The following is a 15733-nucleotide window of genomic DNA, read 5'->3' as shown; positions in this document are numbered from 1 at the left end:
ACGCTGGAGTTGACCGGGAACGCGAAGCGGTGGCTGGCCAAGAAGGGCTGGGACCCGGTGATGGGTGCCCGTCCGCTGCGCCGGACCATTCAGCGCGAGATCGAGGACTCGCTGTCGGAGCGGATCCTGTTCAACGAGCTCAAGTCCGGGCAGAAGGTCGTCGTCGACTGCGAAGGCGACCCCACCGATGAGAACTCCAAGCTCGTCTTCCGCGATGCCCGGCTGCCAGAAGGGCTGATCTCAGCAAGCTGACGCAGCAGTGGGGTCCGGCTGAATATTGCCGGACCCCATCGGTCTAGCGGGGGCCTGGCTCGTTCCGGCCGAGGAACCTGCGCCAGCCCCGGGCCCGGCTCCCACCAGCGGTCGCCCGCGCGATCAGCTCGCGGACGGTGTCGAAGGTGACGACGGTCGGATTCCGCTCGTTCCCGCCGACGACTCCCAAGCAGACCAACGCGAACTCCAGACGTGCGACCTGGTCGGCCACGAAGACCGGGGCTCCGGCGAACCCGTTGGGCAATTCGCCGCGGCAGCGCACGACGCCGTCCGGGTCGCGAGCCACCGACGCGCTCACCAAGCCTTGCGGGCGTGGCTCGCCCGGAACCTCGATCACCTCATAGTCGAAATGTCCGAGGGCCCAGGCGCGCCGCGCGCCGTCGCCGAGCACGGTCTTCACCCGCTCCCGGGTCGCCGCCATTCCCTCGGTCACCTCTTGCGTACGCCAACGCCACCCCTTGCGCTCGGCGTGTTCGTGCAGGACCGAACTGGTCAGCACGCCGACGCCGGCTCGCCGCGCCCAGCCGTCCTCCATGTGCATCACGAGCAGATAGTCCGACGACCGTTCCGACTCGATCATCTCCGGACGCAGCCGCACTTCCAGGGTCGGTCCGCGGGTGAACCGATCCGCAGCGACGACCCATTCGCGTACGCGGTCGGCGTCGGGCGTCGATTCCACCAGCTCGTTGTAGAGGAACGCCGTTCCGAATTCGCGACCGGCTTTGATCGGGAGGGTGCACCGGCGCAGCCGCTCGGCGATCGCATCGCCCATCGGGTCGTCTGCCACGGCCGACATCCTGCCGCATCGGCTCGGAATCGCATCGGGCAGGATGATCGAACTTTTCCGGTCGATCGTGAACCGATAGGCGATCTCGCTGCGATGTGGTTGGTGTGGCAGAAGAAACGGATCCGGCTCGGCGCGACGCCGCGCTGTTGATCGCCGTCGCCGGCGGCGACCGGGACGCCTTCGAGCTGCTCTACCGCCACTACGCGCCATGGCTGACAGTGAAGCTTCGTTACCGCTGCTCGGATGCCGCGCTGGTGGACGACGTCGTTCAGGAGACCTTCCTCAGCGTGTGGCGTACCGCGGGCGGGTTCCGGCCGCAGGAAGGCGCGGATGTCAGCGGGTGGCTGTGGCGGATCTGCTCACGCCGCCTCGCCGATGCCGTACGCGGCAACAGCGCACGCCGACGCCTGACGCACCTGCTCCTCGGACTGCGCGGCGACGATGAGCGGCGTGACTCCGCCGAGGACGAGGTGCTGACCGGCCTCGCACACGGCGACCTGGGTACGGCGTTGGAGAAGCTGCCACCGGAGTTGCGCGACGTGCTGACGGCGACCGTGCTGGACGGCTTGACCACCCGGGAAGCCTCGGCGCGGCTCAACATCCCCGAAGGCACGGTCAAGACCCGGGCGCTGCGGGCGCGGCGGCGGCTAACCGAGGAGCTGGCATGACCCACGACCCGCACCCCAGCGCCGTCACGCCGAGTGATGCGGCCGCTCACCCCAGCGCCACCCTGCTGGCCGCGTACGCCGCCGGCACCTCGACCGCCGAGTCCCTCCGAGTGATCGATCAGCACCTCGACCGATGCGCCGTATGCCGTACCGCCCTCGGCCAGCATATGCCGCAGCAATCGGTCGAGGCCGGGCTGAGCCGGGTGCTGGACGCCCTCGACGCACCCCCACGCAGCCTCGCCGAACGGACGCTCCTGCTGATCGGCGTGCCGGAACACATGGCGCGCCTGGCGTTGGCGACGCCGTTGCTCCGGCGCTCGTGGCTGCTCTCCTCGGCCTTCACCTTGCTGCTCATGGTTTTCGCGGCACGATTGTCGGCCGGCGATTCGGGGCCGGTGCTGCTGCTCGCCGCCGCGCCGTTGATCCCGCTGGCCGGGGTCGCGCTGTCCTACGGACCTTCGGTCGACCCGATGTACGAACTCGGCCTGGTACTGCCCCTGCACAGCCTGCGGCTGATCCTGTTCCGCACCGTCACCGTGCTCGTCGCCAGCACGGCGCTCACCAGCCTGGTGACGTTCGCCTTCCCCGCTCAGGGCATCGCGTTGTTCGGCTGGTTGGCGCCTTCGCTCGCGGTGACGCTCATCCTGCTGTCGCTGTCGGCGCATCTGAATCCGATGACCGCGGCGTGGACGACGGGTGCGGGCTGGCTGGCCGTGGTGCTCGCCGCCAGCAGCGGCGGCGATTCGTTGGTGCTCACCGTCGTCGGCCAGGTCGCTGGGCTCGCCGCCGCCGGGGCCGCCGCGGGCTACCTCGTTTGGCGTCGCGACGCCTTCGAACGACTGCTCTCCCGTCCCGCCTGAGACCGCCTGCGTCACGACGCGTTCGAACAACAGCATCACTCATCCTTCGTTCAGGAGAATCTCCATGCCCGACGAACCCTTCACGGCGGACGTCCGCCAGGTGTCCGTGAGCTTCCGTGGCCGGCGCGCCCTCGATCAGGTCTCGTTCCGGCTCCGCAGCGGGGTGACCGGTCTGCTCGGCCCCAACGGGGCAGGCAAGACCACCTTGCTGCGTACGCTGGCCACCGCGCTCGCACCGGACAGCGGCGAGTTGTCCGTGCTCGGCCACGATCCCCGGCAGGCCACCGGCCGGCTCGCGATCCGGCGGCGGCTGGGCTACCTGCCGCAGAACCCGGGCTTCCATCCACAGTTCACCGCCCGGGATTTCGTCGACTACGTGGCGATCCTCAAGGAGATCGTCGACCGCACCGCGCGCCGACGGGAAGTCCAGCGGGTCCTTGCCGTCGTCGGGTTGGCCGATCAGCAGAACAAACGCATGAAGGCGCTGTCCGGCGGTATGCGGCAGCGGGTCGCCCTCGCCGCCGCGATTCTCGGCGAGCCCGAGCTGCTCATCCTCGACGAGCCCACGGTCGGCCTCGACCCGGAGCAGCGGCTGCGCTTCCGGGAACTCATCGCCGAACTGGGCGAAAGCCGAACCGTCCTGCTGTCGACCCACCAGACCGACGACGTCGCCGCGCTGTGCCGGCGCGTGATCGTGCTCGACTCCGGTGTCACCTCGTTCGACGGGCCGCCCGCCGGACTGGTCGCCGTCGCCACCGACCGCGTTTGGACCAGCAACGAACGTGACGGCTCCGCGCTTGCGGGCTGGCGTACGGGCGACGGCGTGTTCCGCAACATCGGCGATCCGCCACCGGGCGCGGCCCTGGCTACTCCCACGTTGGAAGACGGCTACCTGTTGCTTCTCGAAGGCAAGTCCGCCGCGAGCCTGGGCACCGTCCGATGAGCGCGCCGTCGAACACCGTCGAGACGCGTCGCGACAACGCTTCCGGGCCGACGGCCGCTCCTCAGCATCGCCAGTCTGCTGTCCCGGCGTTGGCTCGCGTCGAGGCAGTACGCCTGCTACGCCATCCGGCCCTCCTCGTCGCCGTCGCCCTCTACCTCGCCCCATGGCTCTACGACCTGGCCGTCGGCGACCCGGCGCACCGATTCCCCGTCTTGCACGACACCTCCTGGTCCAGCCAGTTCCTCCTCCTGCTGCTGGCCGCGGGCGTACTGCTCGCCGCGAACCAGGCCGCTCTGCGGTCCCAGCGGCACGGCACGGAGGAGGCGTACCAGGTGCTCGTCGTCGACCGGGTGGCACGGACCGGCGCCCACCTGCTGTCGCTTGTGCCTGCGGTGCTGGTGGCCCTGGTGCTGTCTGCCTTGCGCATCGCCTACCTGGCGGCCCAGCCGGGCGCGGCCGGGGACGTGCGGCCGCTGGAAGCCTTGGCCGGACCGGCCTGTGTGCTCCTCGCGGGCTGCGCCGGCGTGCTGGCCTCGACCATCACGAGGTCCGCGGCGGCGGCCCCGCTCCTGATCGTCGGGCTGGCCGCGGTCACCCTCACGGCGGCCGTCAACGACACCGCCGCGTGGCGCTGGCTGAGCCTGATCGCGAACCAGAACGAGAACGCCTCACCTCTGCCGACACCGCTCATCGACCGGCCCGCCGGCACCCACCTGCTCTGGCTGACCTGCTGGGCCGCACTGCTTGGCGCTGCCGCCCTGCTGGTGTCGAGACTGCGCAGCCCGTCGCCCCGCGGTGCTATGGCGCCGCGCGCCGTCGCGGTGGTGGCGCTCGTCGGCATCCTCGCGACCGGCGTCCTCCAGATCAGCACCGGGTCCGCGACGATGAAGGATCGCGAGGCAGCCTACACCCGCCATCCGGCGGCCTACCAGACCTGCACCACCCGCGCCCATATCACCTACTGCGCATTCCCCGACTTCACCAGCCGCGTCGGCGAGTGGGCACAGGTCACCGCCGGCGTCTTGCGCAACACGCCACCCACCATCGCCACCGACTCGTACGCCGTGCGACAGCGCGTCTTCCCCTCCGGCGCGGTCGTCACCTCCTCCGAGGACCCGGACGCCCAGCCGCCCCTGGCCGACTGGGCCGCCGACGACATCGCCGCCGGTACGCCGAACGCCGTGACCGTGGACACCGACTGGAGTGAAGGCGCAGCGGGCGGCGACCGCGGCAGCGACGCGGTACTCGCCTTCGCCGCATCGTTCGCCTACCGCGCAGTGGTCGGCGCTGTGCCCGACCAGCCCCGGCTGACCATGGTCTGCGGCGCGCGGGCCATGCTCGTGGTGTGGCTGGCCGCACAGGCGACCCCCGGAACGGCGGACGCGTTGGCATCCCTCCGCCGCCGCTCGTTCGGCGCGCTGACGTTGCCGCTCTTGGGTTCGGGCGCCGGATTGGCGTTCGAGCCGCAGGGCCAGGACCTCGCCTTCGCACTCGTCGACAATCCACCCGCCGACATCGCAGAGCGCATCATCGCCGGCTGGGACCGGTTGAGCGCAGCCGACACGTCGGCGGAGCAGGCTGCCGATCTGCTGGGCATCCACCTGCCGGCCAGCCCCGACGCCTCCGCGGAGATCGCCGGATGCTGACCCCTCTTCGTGACTCCGTACGCCTCCTGACAGCGTTCCTCCTCCGATCGGTCACCCTCACCTCGCTCGCGCCCGTCCTGGCCGGATCGGCGATCGGGCTCGTCATCGTCACCATCACCCTGCTGGCGAACGTGGAGATCGGTCTCCCCGGAGCAGCACTGCTGACCCGGCTGGCCGCCGTCGCCGTAGCCCTGGGCGTGGGCTTCGCCCTCGACGACCCCGCCGCCCGAACCACCGTCGTGGTGCCGTTGCCAGCCCTGATCCGACGTACCGTCAAGGTTCTCCCGGCGGCGTTCCTCGGCGGCGCGGCCTGGACCGCCGCCGCCGCGCTCAGCCGCCTCGTCCTCAATCCGGACGAGCGCCCACTCTTTCCGTGGGGCGGGCTGGCCGTCGAAGCTGCAGTGCTCGCTGCCCTGGCATTGGCGCTGGCCTGCATCGGCCTCCGGCGAACCGACGGGGAGCACGGCGGCCTGGTGGCCGCCCCCGGCCTGCTGCTCCTAGTCCTCGCCGCCGTGCTGCTCCGAGATCAGGTGAGGCTGTTCATCGCACCGGGCGACCCGAGTTGGGAACGCGTACACGGTGTCTGGGGAGTCATCGGGGCACTGACGCTCGTCGTCGCGCTGCTCCTCGGCCACGATCGCCGATCGACTATTATGGACAGATGCATCCAATGTAGGTAGATCTTGCGGTTGATCCCTGCTAGCCTCCACAGTTCCGAATTGCGGACTTCTACTGGGGAGGCAGAATGTCCAAGTCGTGGCGATCAGCTGTCGCTGCGTCGTTGTGCGCGGCAGCACTGGGGATCAGCCCGGCCATCGTGGTCGCAGAACCCGCGATCGCAAGCAACACCAAGGCAGACCTGGCGTGGGGTGACAGCGTCGACGAGGCAGCGGCCGTCGTACGTGGACTGTCGGAGCAGGGCGTACCCGGCTACACCGGGATGTCGGCGGCTCAGAACAAGCGTGAGCTGCGCGTACTGTGGAAGGAGCCGGTGCCCGGTGCGGTGGCGGCGTTCGACGGCCAGAAGGTCGCGGGCCTGACGGTACGCATCGTGCCGGCCAAGTTCAGCGAGGAGGAGCTGGTCCAGAAGAGCGAGCAGCTTCTGGCGGCTTCCCAGGCCGGCACCGTGGCTCCGATCTCCTACGTGTACGGCGCCGACGACGGTTCCGGGCTGGTCATCGGGGTCGACCCGGCGGCCTCGAACTCGCTGCGGGCGCCCATGCGCGCGAACGACGCGCAGCGGTTGACCGGCCTGCCGGTCACCGAGGAGGCGGGCGTCGCCCCGGGCATGACCGGGCGGCAGAACGACTCCGACCCCTGGTACGGCGGCGGCATGATGGAGGCGCCTGGCTTCGTCCCGCCCAACGACCTCGACCCGTATCTCTTCTGCTCCAACGCTTTCGCGGTGCTGATGCCGGACGGCTACGGGCGGCTGCTGGGCGCGCGGCACTGCGACGACGACGGCAACCTCGCGTGGAAGAACGGCGCGCACAGCCCTCTGACCAACGGCGGCGCGGACGTCGACATCCAGAACACCGATGACACCATGCTCATCGACCCGATCGGCGGGACCGGCGGCTACGTCCACGGCGGGCCGTGGAACGCCACCAGTTCGAACTCTCGCTACCACCTGAAGGTGGCGTCGGCCGGAAGCGCGGTGCAGAACCAGTCCGTGTGCACCTCGGGCGCGAACTCCGGCGAGCACTGCGGCCTGATCGTCAACAACGCCACGATCCTCACGTGGACGTGCGCCAACGGCGGCACCTGCCACGGCTGGCGGGCCGGTAACTCCAGCTCGACCGTGGCCTCGAACGTCGGCGGCGACAGCGGCGGACCCGTGTACCAGAACCGTTCCGACGGCCGGGTCAACGCGCGCGGCGTCATCTACGGCGGTGACACCGCGATCTCGTGCGGCAACGTCCGGTTCGGTGTCAGCAACTGCTACGCCCAGGTGTGGTTCACCGACATCACCCGGGTCACCGCGCTGTGGGGCGTGAAGATCGAGACGGTCGCCTAGCGATCAGGACTGCGGTGGGGCGGTGCGAAATCCGCCCCACCGCAGCGGGCCGTCAGGAGTTGGGACGACGGCCGTGGTTGGCCTTCCGCTTGCGCCGATTGCGGCGCTTGTTGGTCCTCTTCGACATGGTGCACCTCCGCAGGGCCGGCTAGCGATATGCACGAGCGTAGATGCTGAGCAGCAACGGGGCGAGCAGAATCGCGCTCCTGCCGGAATTGCTTTGCCGATCTTGGCGGCGCTGCATACGGTACTTCGTGCACCTCCCGGTGCGCAGGTGACGGTTTCATCTTGGAGGGGCCTCGTGCCCCGGTGAAGAGCCCATCCGTCGCCGACCTTGATCTCGGGAGGCGCGACGACACCGCATACTCGGTGCGCAGGTGACGGCTACTTCCGGCTCCGCGGGTTGGGGGTTCGAGTCCCCCGAAGCCTTCGGGCTGATAGCTCAACGGAAAGAGCAGCGGACTTTACCGTCGCCGACCTCGATCTCGGGTATGCGGTCTCGTCGCATCTCCCCCGCGTGATTGTCATGGGGGACGTGATGGCCAAGTTCAACCTCAAGCTGCGTACCAGCCGGCACCGGCCCGGTCAGGTCGTCACAGCCCAGGGCGCTCCGGGGTTCACCCGCGAGCCGCGTACGGAGTTGTTCCTGCTGGGTGTGTCGAACATGGTCGGCGAGCACACCTTCTACGAGGGGCGTACCGAGCGGGACGAGCGCTTCCGGGCGCTGGTCGCGGCGGTCGCGGTCGCCGATCCGGAGTGGTTCGCCCGGTTCGTGGCATGGTTGCGTACGGGGGCGATGGTGCGCTCGGCGTCCGTGGTCGCCGCTCTGGAGGGTGCACGCGCGCAGGTCGCCGCGGGGATTCCGGGTTCGCGGGCGGTCGTCGACTCGGCGCTCCAGCGGGCGGACGAGCCGTGTGAGGCGTTGGCGTACTGGTTGGGCCGTTATGGGCGCAGCCTGCCCAAGCCGGTCAAGCGCGGGGTCGCCGATGCGGCGGTGCGGCTCTATCACGAGCGCAGCCTGCTGAAGTACGACTCCGAGAAGGCTGCGGTGCGGTTCGGCGACGTCATCGACCTGACCCATCCGACGGCGAAGGACGCGCGGCAGGGCGACCTGTTCCGGCATGCGCTGGACCGGCGTCATCAGCGGGACAACCCGGTGCCGGAGTCGCTGACGATGCTGGCGGCGCGGGCCGAGTTGATGGCGTTGCCGGTCGAGCAGCGGCGCACAGTCACTGACGCGGCGAAGCTGGACGCGGCGGGGATGACGTGGGAGGCGCTGGCCGGGTGGCGGCAGACCACCATGGACGCGGCGGCGTGGAAGGCCGTCATCCCGAGCATGGGCTACCTGGCGTTGCTGCGTAACCTGCGCAACTTCGACCAGGTCGACGTCAGCGACGCGGTGGCCGAGACGGTGGCGGCCAAGCTGGCCGACCCGGTGGAGGTCGCCCGGTCGCGCGTACTGCCGATGCGGTTCCTGTCGGCGTTCAACGCGGCGCCGAGCCTGCGGTGGGCGTACCCGTTGGAGAAGGCTTTGCAGCATGCGCTGGCGAACGTGCCGGCCCTGGACGCGCGGAGCTTGATTCTGATCGACACGTCAGGGTCGATGGACAGCGCGTTCATCAAGGACGGCACGCTGCGCTGCTGGGACGCGGCCACCGTGTTCGGACTCGCGCTGGCCGCGCGGGCCGAGGATGCGACGGTGGTGTCGTTCTCCAACGGCTCCAGGGTATTCCCGACGCGCGAGGGCGAGTCGGTGCTGGCGGCGGTACGCCGCTTCAAGGAGGGCGGGTACTTCTACGGCTTCGGCACGGAGACCGAGCAGGCGGTGCGTACGCATTACGACCGGCACGACCGGGTGGTGATCCTGACCGATGAGCAGGCGTACGCCCACAACGCGCCGGATGTCGTGGCCGCGGTGCCCGCGGACGTGCCGGTGTACACCTGGAACCTGGCCGGATACCGGGTCGGGCATACGCCGTCGGCGCCGCACCGGCACACCTTCGGCGGGCTTTCCGACGCCGCGTTCGCGATGATTCCGCTCATCGAGAGCGGATCCCACCAGCAGTGGCCGTTCTAGCAAAGAGGGCGGAAGGGGCAAACCCCTTCCGCCCGTTGTCGCTTATCGGGGCTGACCGTTGTCGGACGCCAGCTGGCTCGCCAGGTACTCGGCGAGACCAGGCCCGGTGAGCGGGTAGTAGTCCGACAGCCGGCCGCCCGCGTCGAGCCGGTCGCGCGCGAACGCCTCCCGGTCCTGGTGCGACAGGGCGTCCTCGGCCAGCGCGATCGCCCGGTCCTGCGGCACCGCGACCGCGCCGTCCTCGTCGGCGACGATGAGGTCGCCGGGGGTCACCAGGGTTCCGCCGACGCCGACCGGGACGTTGAAGGCGTACGGGAACAGCTCGGTCTGCGACGCGTAGTGCGGTGTCGTGCCGGTGCACCACACCGGTACGCCCAACGCCCGGATGCGGGGCGCGTCGCGTACGCGGCCGTCGACGACGATGCCCGCGCCGCCACGGAGCTTGAAGTAGCGCACGAGCATGTCGCCGAGGCAGCCGGTGAAGTGGCTGGCCTGCGCGGAGACCACGAGCACGTCACCGGGCTGGATGGTCTCCAGTACGCGCCAGAGGGCGGTCTTGCGCTCGGCGTCCTCCTGCGCGGCGCCGGAGAAGACGTCCTCGCGCTGGGGCAGGAACTGCAGGGTGACCGCGCCGCCGACCACGTGGACGTCGGGTGTGCGGTGCAGCGGCACGGGGCCGTCGATGAAGGTCCGGGTGATGCCGAGCTGGTGGAGTTTGGCGCAGGCGGTCGCCGAGCTGACGTCGTTGAGGGCCGCCACCATGCGGTCGGTCGGCCGGACGAAGGACGAGGACGCCAGCGGCCCCGCCATCGACTCGTAGGTCCCGGTCGTTCCGGCCGTTTGATGCCCGTTCGCGTTCATTGCGTGCTGCCCCCTCTGCGCCCCGCGGGAGCGCGATGTTGCGACCATGTATCGTCTATCGATAGTAGATGTAACAGCTAGGGTACGGGGACTGTCAAACGTCGGAGAGGAGAATCCGGTGCTAGGGGCATCCCAGGACTGGTTCACGGCGGCACGCTTCGGACTGTTCGTGCACTTCGGCCTCTACAGCATGGCGGCCCGCCACGAGTGGGTCCGCAGCCGTGAGGCGATGCCGCAGGCGGCGTACGACCGCTATCTCGATCACTTCGAGCCGGACCTGTTCGACGCCCGTGAGCTGGCCCGGGCCGCCCGCGCCGCCGGGATGCGCTACGCGGTCCTCACCACCAAGCACCACGACGGCTTCTGCCTGTTCGACTCGCGGCTCACCGACTACACCTCGGTCCAGGCCACCGGGCGGGACCTCGTCCGCGAGTTCGTCGAGGCGATGCGGGCCGAGGGCCTACGCGTCGGCCTCTACTACTCGCTGCTCGACTGGCACCATCCCGACTTCACCATCGACAGCCACCATCCCGACCGCGGCGACGATGTCGCGCGGGCCCAGCCGCGCGACATGGCGCGCTACCGCGAGTTCCTGCAAGGCCAGGTCCGCGAGCTGCTGACCGCGTACGGCCAGATCGACCTGCTCTTCTTCGACTTCAGCTACGCCGAGAAGGGTCCGGCCGAGTGGGGCGCCGAAGAGCTGCTGGCACTGGTACGCGAACTGCAGCCGGACATCCTGGTCAACGATCGGCTCGGCATCCCCGGCGACTACGTGACGCCGGAGCAGTACCAGCCCGACCGGCCGCTGACCCGCGACGGAGTCGAGGTCCCCTGGGAGGCGTGCCACACGCTCAACGGATCGTGGGGCTACGACCGGGACAACCACGACTACAAGGACCCCGCGATGCTGGTGCGGATGCTCGTGCAGTCCGTCGCGTACGGGGGGAACCTGCTGCTCAACGTGGGCCCGACCGGCCGCGGCGCAGTCGATCCCCGGGCCCGGCAGACGCTGGACGCCTTCGCCGGCTGGATGTCGCTGCACGAGCGCGCCGTACGCGACGCCAGGCCGAGCCGCTTCGAAGCACCGTCGAACGCCCTGTACACCCAGGTCGGCAACCGGCTGTACCTGCACCTGTTGTCGTGGCCGCTCAAGCACGTCCATCTGGCCGGGCTGGCCGGTCGCGTGCGGTACGCCCAGCTGCTGCACGACGGGTCCGAGGTGCGGTTCCAGCAGCTGGACGGCACTCGGCACGAGCACAACAACCTCGCCCCGCCCGGCCAGGACGCGGGGACTCTGACGCTGACGCTGCCGATCACCCGGCCGGACGTCCTGCTGCCCGTCGTCGAGCTGATACTCCGCGACGATGAATGATCCGGGGCCACTGCGACGCCGGCTGGCCGGGGTGCTGGACGCCGACGACCCCGACGAGCTGGCGTACGCGGTGGCCGAACCCGGCCGGGGCATCGCCGTTCCCGACGTCACCGACCGGTCCGCCTGGGACGCGATCGATCCCCGGGTGCGGCAAGAGGTACTGACGGCGGCCACCGCCGCACTGGCCGAACCGGCTCCGGTGCTGTCGGCCGGCGCGTGGGCGCGGGCGTTTCGCGACGGCGACCGGAGTGCGTACGAGGGCACGGTGCGGCGGCTGCGCGAACGGGTCAGCCGGCTGGTGCTGGCGGCCGTGCTCACCGGCGAGACCGCCCCGGCCACTGCCCCACCGGACGCCTGCCCGCATCTCGACGGCGTCGTCGACGGGCTCATGGCGTTGGCCGAGGCCAGCACCTGGTGCTGGGCAGCGCACGATCGCCACACGGCAGCCCGGGGCGAGATCGTCCCCGACCCGGACGATCCCTACCTCGACCTCGGTGCGGCCGAGATGGCGTCGCTGTTCGCGTGGGCCGACCACGCACTCGGGCCACATCTGGATCAGCGCGCGCCGGGCCTGCGCCGACGGCTGCGCCGGGAGGTCGATCGCCGGGTGCTCAGCCCGTTCGAGCAGGTCCGGGACTGGCCGTGGATAGGCGTCGGCGGCACGGCTAACAACTGGAACCCGTGGATCCACGGGTCGGTCCTGGCCGCCGCGCTGTTCCTGTGCGACGACCAGCCGCGCCGAGCCCATCTGGTACGCCTGATCGTCAGCGGGCTGGACCACTACCTGACTGCTCTGCCCGACGACGGCAGCATCGACGAAGGCATCGCGTACTGGTGGCAGGGGCCGTGCCGGCTGATGGAGGCGCTCGACCTGCTCGCCGAGGCCGGAGGCGACCGGCTCGACGCCCGCGACCTGCCGATCCTGGCCGCGTTGCTGCGCTACCCGGAACGCATGCACCTCGGCGACGACTGGTACGTCAACGTCGGCGACGCCTCGGCCCGCCTTTCCCGCGAGCAACCATGGCACGTGCCCTATCAGTGGGGCATCCGGTTGGGGTCGTCGCCGACGGCCGCGTACGCCGCCGGTGGTGGGCGCGCGTCGGGACAGGTGACGCATCCGATCACCGGGCTCGGGCGAGCACTGACGGCCCTGGCCGATCCGGACTGGCACCATGCACTCGCCGACTCCACGAGCGAAGCACCGTGGCTGGTGCGCGAGACCTGGTTCGCGCGTACGCAGGTGCTGGTGGCACGGGAGTCGGCAGGCCACCCGGACGGGCTGACCGTCGCGGTCAAAGGCGGCCACAACGGCGAGCACCACAACCACCTCGACGTGGGCGCCTATTGGGTCGCGCTGGACGGGAAGCCGGTGGTGGTCGACGTCGGCCGCCCCACGTACACCGCGGCCACCTTCGGCCCCCGGCGCTATGACGCCTGGCCGTTCCAAAGCGCCTGGCACAACGTGCCCGACGTCGGCGGCGGCCAGTGCCTCGGCGAAGAGCACGGCGCGCGAGCAGTCGTCGTCGACCTCGGAGAATCATCCGGCGGCGAGGTGGTGGAGCTTCGGGCCGAGCTGGGCGCCGTCTACCCGCCGGGACTGCTCGACAGCTGGCGGCGCGAGGTTCGGCTCGTGCGCTCCGACGGCACGGACCCGGCGTACATCGAGGTTGACGACGCCTGGGGCGGAACCGCAGACCCGGTCCGGGTGCGGCATGTGCTGGCCGGCCGGGTCGAGGTCGGCAACGGTTGGGCGACGGTGGAACCCGGCCCCGACCCCGGCCGGCGGCTGCGGATGACCTGGGACGCCACCCTCGCCGTCGCGTCGCTCGACCACCAGGACCTCGACGATCCCCTGCTGCGCCACAGCTGGGGCGAGCGGGTGAGCCGACTGACGCTGACCAGCCTCCAGCCTGGGGTTCGAGGCCGGATCGCGGTGCGCTGGTCACGCGAGGGCAGCGGGTCCCGGAGGTATTGACCTTCCCGGGAACGCGTGATTACATCTCGACTATCGATTATTTACGACTACGTAATGGAGTGGAGACATGAGACGACTCTGGCGCCGAGCGTGTACGGCGGCGGTCGCGGCCACAGTGGTCATGGCGGCCGCGACAGGCTGCTCCTCCGATTCCGACGACGCGTCCGGGCAGACGACGCTGCGCGTCATCGTCAACATCACTCCGAACCTCACCGAGCAGTACTGGAACACCCTGTTCGACGGTTACGAGAAGACCCACCCCGGGGTCACGGTCAAGCTGGAACTCACCGGGACCATCTCGGCCGCGGCGAAGCTGACCCAGGACATGGCGGCCGGTGACCCGCCGGACATCGCTCAGCAGATCACCCCCACCAAGGAGAACGCGAGCCTGTTCGCCGACCTGTCCGACCAGGACTGGGTCAAGGACACGCCGCTGGTGGACCAGTACGCGATCGACGGAAAGCGCTATCTCGTCGGCGTCGGCGTCCAGATCCAGTCGCTGGTGTTCTACAGCAAGGCTGCCTTCGCCAAGGCGGGCCTCACCGCGACCGACATCAAGACGCTGGACCAGTTCTCCGACGCGATGGGCAAGCTCAAGGCGGCCGGATACGCGCCGCTGCAGACCGCCGGCCAGTGGGTTCCCGGTGGCCAGTTCACCCTGGTCGCCGACTCGGGCGTGCTGACGGCCGACGCCGACTGGTACGCCAAGCGCAAGGCCGGCTCGGTCAGCTTCGCCGGCAGCGACTACGAGAAGTACCTCGGCCGTTACAAGAACTGGATCAGCCAGGGCTACCTCGAGAAGAGCGCGCTCGGCCTGACCTACGCCGACGGCCAGACCAACTTCCTTAACGGCAAGTCGGCCATGTACGTCATGGGCTCGTTCTTCGTCCCCGCGGCGGACGCGGCCAAGAAGAGCGACGACATCGGCGTGTTCACCATGCCGACCGACGGCGCGTACCCGTCGGGCCAGGTCGGCAACATCGCCAACCCGTATGTGGTGGCCAACGCCTCCAAGCACAAGGCCGAGGCGATCGAGTTCGTCAAGTGGCTGACCACCGACCCGACCGCGATCGAGAGCCAGCTGGCGGCGGACGGCAACCTGCGCAAGGGCTTCACCTACAAGATGTCCAGCCTGGGCACCGCGGTGCAGCAGATCCTCGACGGCTCGCCGTCGGTGCTGGTCAAGGCGGGCGAGCGCCAGCCGATCAGCGGCTACTCCGGTGAGCTCAACACGCAGGTCCAGTCGCTGTTCAGCAACGCCTCCGCGCAGCAGGTGGCCGCCGGTTTGGACAAGTGGTGGAACTCGCAGAAGTAACCCGGTCCCAGGCGCGATCCACCCGGTCGCGCCTGGGCCGGTCCCACAGCCGCCGGTGGGCCCGCTTCCGGGCCGGAGCCGTCACCACCGGCCTGCTCGCCCCGTCCGTCCTGCTCTACACCGTGCTGACCATCGTGCCCGTCGGGGTGGCGATCTACCTGAGCCTGACGGACTGGAACGGCTTCTCCGAGGCCGCCTTCGTCGGCTGGGACAACTACCGGCACCTGTTCGACGACCCGAACACACAGAGCGCCTGGTACGTGACCACTATCGTCGCCGCCTGCGGCACCGTCCTCATGATCGGCGGCGGGCTGGCGTACGCGCTGGCGCTGAAGGACTCGTCCCGGACGAACTCGTTCTTCCGGGCGCTGGCCTACTATCCGCACGTCATCAGCGCCCTCATCCTGGGCTACCTGTGGTCGGCGATCCTGGGCACCAACGGGGCGATCAACAACACGGCGGCGAAGTTCGGCATCGACCCGATCGGGTTCCTGTTCGACGAGAAGCTCGCGCTCATCACGCTCATCGGCGTGATCGTCTGGGCCGGCTTCGGGTTCAACGTCGTGCTGTTCGTCGCGGCCCTGCAGACGGTTCCGGCCGAACTGATCGAGGCCGCCGCCATCGACGGCGCGAGCCGCTGGCAGACCAACCGCCGGGTGGTCGTCCCGATGATCGCGCCCGTCGTCACGGTGGCCACCGTCCTCAACCTCATCGGCCTGATCCGCGCGTACGACCTGGTCGTGAGCTTGACCGGCGGCGGCCCCGCCGGGGCGACCCAGACCTACGCGTACGTCATCCTTGCCCGTTCGTTCGAGGGGACCAAGGTCGGGTACGCCACCGCCCAAGCCGTCTTCCTCATGGTCGTGTCGGCCGTCCTCGCCCTGGTGGTGACCGCATTGCGGAACCGGCAGGACACGGACGTGGCGAGTTAGGAGACGA

13 protein-coding genes and 1 pseudogene are annotated in these 15733 nt (G+C 69.8%); 12 read left to right on the top strand and 2 right to left on the bottom strand.

The annotated features are described in order from the left end of the window. A pseudogene (locus AB0M47_RS04115) lies at nt 1–252 on the top strand (ATP-dependent Clp protease ATP-binding subunit ClpC); the annotation flags it as partial. Nucleotides 253–295: 43 nt separating this feature from the next. On the opposite strand, the gene AB0M47_RS04110 reads toward AB0M47_RS04115, so the two are convergent. Next, complete coding sequence (locus AB0M47_RS04110) at nt 296–1060, bottom strand: hypothetical protein (RefSeq protein WP_363408046.1); 765 nt, start codon at nt 1058–1060, stop codon at nt 296–298. A gap of 104 nt (nt 1061–1164) precedes the next feature. On the opposite strand from AB0M47_RS04110, the gene AB0M47_RS04105 reads away from it, so the two are divergent. The 7 genes from AB0M47_RS04105 (at nt 1165) to AB0M47_RS04075 (ending at nt 9271) form a co-directional block, all read left to right on the top strand. Further along, nucleotides 1165–1728: an RNA polymerase sigma factor gene (locus AB0M47_RS04105; RefSeq protein ID WP_363408043.1), complete on the top strand. Its 564-nt coding sequence runs from the start codon at nt 1165–1167 to the stop codon at nt 1726–1728. Next, a complete protein-coding gene (locus AB0M47_RS04100) occupies nt 1725–2588 on the top strand; it encodes a hypothetical protein (RefSeq protein ID WP_363408040.1) in 864 nt (287 codons plus the stop codon). The genes AB0M47_RS04105 and AB0M47_RS04100 overlap by 4 nt, the downstream gene beginning before the upstream one ends. 64 nt (nt 2589–2652) lie before the next feature. Then, nucleotides 2653–3531 carry an ABC transporter ATP-binding protein gene (locus AB0M47_RS04095; RefSeq protein ID WP_363408037.1) on the top strand — a complete coding sequence of 293 codons (879 nt, stop codon included), beginning with the start codon at nt 2653–2655 and terminating at the stop codon, nt 3529–3531. Next, nucleotides 3528–5177 carry a hypothetical protein gene (locus AB0M47_RS04090; protein WP_363408034.1) on the top strand — a complete coding sequence of 550 codons (1650 nt, stop codon included), beginning with the start codon at nt 3528–3530 and terminating at the stop codon, nt 5175–5177. The genes AB0M47_RS04095 and AB0M47_RS04090 overlap by 4 nt, the downstream gene beginning before the upstream one ends. Beyond that, nucleotides 5171–5857, top strand: a complete 687-nt coding sequence (locus tag AB0M47_RS04085) for a hypothetical protein (protein WP_363408031.1) — start codon at nt 5171–5173, stop codon at nt 5855–5857. Before AB0M47_RS04090 ends, AB0M47_RS04085 begins: the two co-directional genes overlap by 7 nt. 65 nt (nt 5858–5922) lie before the next feature. Then, nucleotides 5923–7194 carry a hypothetical protein gene (locus AB0M47_RS04080; RefSeq protein ID WP_363408028.1) on the top strand — a complete coding sequence of 424 codons (1272 nt, stop codon included), beginning with the start codon at nt 5923–5925 and terminating at the stop codon, nt 7192–7194. Nucleotides 7195–7732: 538 nt separating this feature from the next. Further along, nucleotides 7733–9271 (top strand): TROVE domain-containing protein, encoded by a 1539-nt coding sequence (locus tag AB0M47_RS04075; protein ID WP_363408025.1) that lies wholly within the window; start codon nt 7733–7735, stop codon nt 9269–9271. Between the two features lie 42 nt (nt 9272–9313). Here the strand turns inward: AB0M47_RS04075 and AB0M47_RS04070 are convergent, their stop codons facing one another. Further along, nucleotides 9314–10132, bottom strand: a complete 819-nt coding sequence (locus AB0M47_RS04070) for a hypothetical protein (RefSeq protein ID WP_363408022.1) — start codon at nt 10130–10132, stop codon at nt 9314–9316. A gap of 118 nt (nt 10133–10250) precedes the next feature. Here AB0M47_RS04070 and AB0M47_RS04065 point away from each other — a divergent pair, with 118 nt between their 5' ends. The 4 genes from AB0M47_RS04065 to AB0M47_RS04050 all read left to right on the top strand — a co-directional run bounded on the left by AB0M47_RS04065 (nt 10251) and on the right by AB0M47_RS04050 (nt 15726). Beyond that, nucleotides 10251–11504, top strand: a complete 1254-nt coding sequence (locus AB0M47_RS04065) for an alpha-L-fucosidase (protein WP_363408019.1) — start codon at nt 10251–10253, stop codon at nt 11502–11504. Then, on the top strand, nt 11497–13479 hold the full coding sequence (locus AB0M47_RS04060; RefSeq protein ID WP_363408016.1) for a heparinase II/III family protein: 1983 nt from the start codon (nt 11497–11499) through the stop codon (nt 13477–13479). The genes AB0M47_RS04065 and AB0M47_RS04060 overlap by 8 nt, the downstream gene beginning before the upstream one ends. Before the next feature lie 67 nt (nt 13480–13546). Further along, nucleotides 13547–14794 carry an extracellular solute-binding protein gene (locus AB0M47_RS04055; protein ID WP_363408013.1) on the top strand — a complete coding sequence of 416 codons (1248 nt, stop codon included), beginning with the start codon at nt 13547–13549 and terminating at the stop codon, nt 14792–14794. Continuing rightward, nucleotides 14776–15726: a sugar ABC transporter permease gene (locus AB0M47_RS04050; protein WP_363408010.1), complete on the top strand. Its 951-nt coding sequence runs from the start codon at nt 14776–14778 to the stop codon at nt 15724–15726. The genes AB0M47_RS04055 and AB0M47_RS04050 overlap by 19 nt, the downstream gene beginning before the upstream one ends. The last annotated feature ends 7 nt before the right edge of the window (nt 15727–15733 follow it).

The sequence above is a fragment of the Hamadaea sp. NPDC051192 genome (assembly GCF_040682475.1).
Taxonomy (GTDB): Bacteria; Actinomycetota; Actinomycetes; order Mycobacteriales; family Micromonosporaceae; genus Hamadaea; species Hamadaea flava.
This window is presented reverse-complemented; position numbering and strand designations above follow the sequence as displayed.

What these genes read in the sequence shown, in the direction of transcription:
- AB0M47_RS04100 (WP_363408040.1), top strand. Translation starts at nt 1,725, where the DNA reads ATGACCCACGACCCGCACCCCAGCGCCGTCACGCCGAGTGATGCGGCC.
- AB0M47_RS04095 (WP_363408037.1), top strand. Translation starts at nt 2,653, where the DNA reads ATGCCCGACGAACCCTTCACGGCGGACGTCCGCCAGGTGTCCGTGAGC.
- AB0M47_RS04090 (WP_363408034.1), top strand. Translation starts at nt 3,528, where the DNA reads ATGAGCGCGCCGTCGAACACCGTCGAGACGCGTCGCGACAACGCTTCC.
- AB0M47_RS04085 (WP_363408031.1), top strand. Translation starts at nt 5,171, where the DNA reads ATGCTGACCCCTCTTCGTGACTCCGTACGCCTCCTGACAGCGTTCCTC.
- AB0M47_RS04080 (WP_363408028.1), top strand. Translation starts at nt 5,923, where the DNA reads ATGTCCAAGTCGTGGCGATCAGCTGTCGCTGCGTCGTTGTGCGCGGCA.
- AB0M47_RS04075 (WP_363408025.1), top strand. Translation starts at nt 7,733, where the DNA reads ATGGCCAAGTTCAACCTCAAGCTGCGTACCAGCCGGCACCGGCCCGGT.
- AB0M47_RS04070 (WP_363408022.1), bottom strand. Translation starts at nt 10,132, where the DNA reads ATGAACGCGAACGGGCATCAAACGGCCGGAACGACCGGGACCTACGAG.
- AB0M47_RS04060 (WP_363408016.1), top strand. Translation starts at nt 11,497, where the DNA reads ATGAATGATCCGGGGCCACTGCGACGCCGGCTGGCCGGGGTGCTGGAC.
- AB0M47_RS04055 (WP_363408013.1), top strand. Translation starts at nt 13,547, where the DNA reads ATGAGACGACTCTGGCGCCGAGCGTGTACGGCGGCGGTCGCGGCCACA.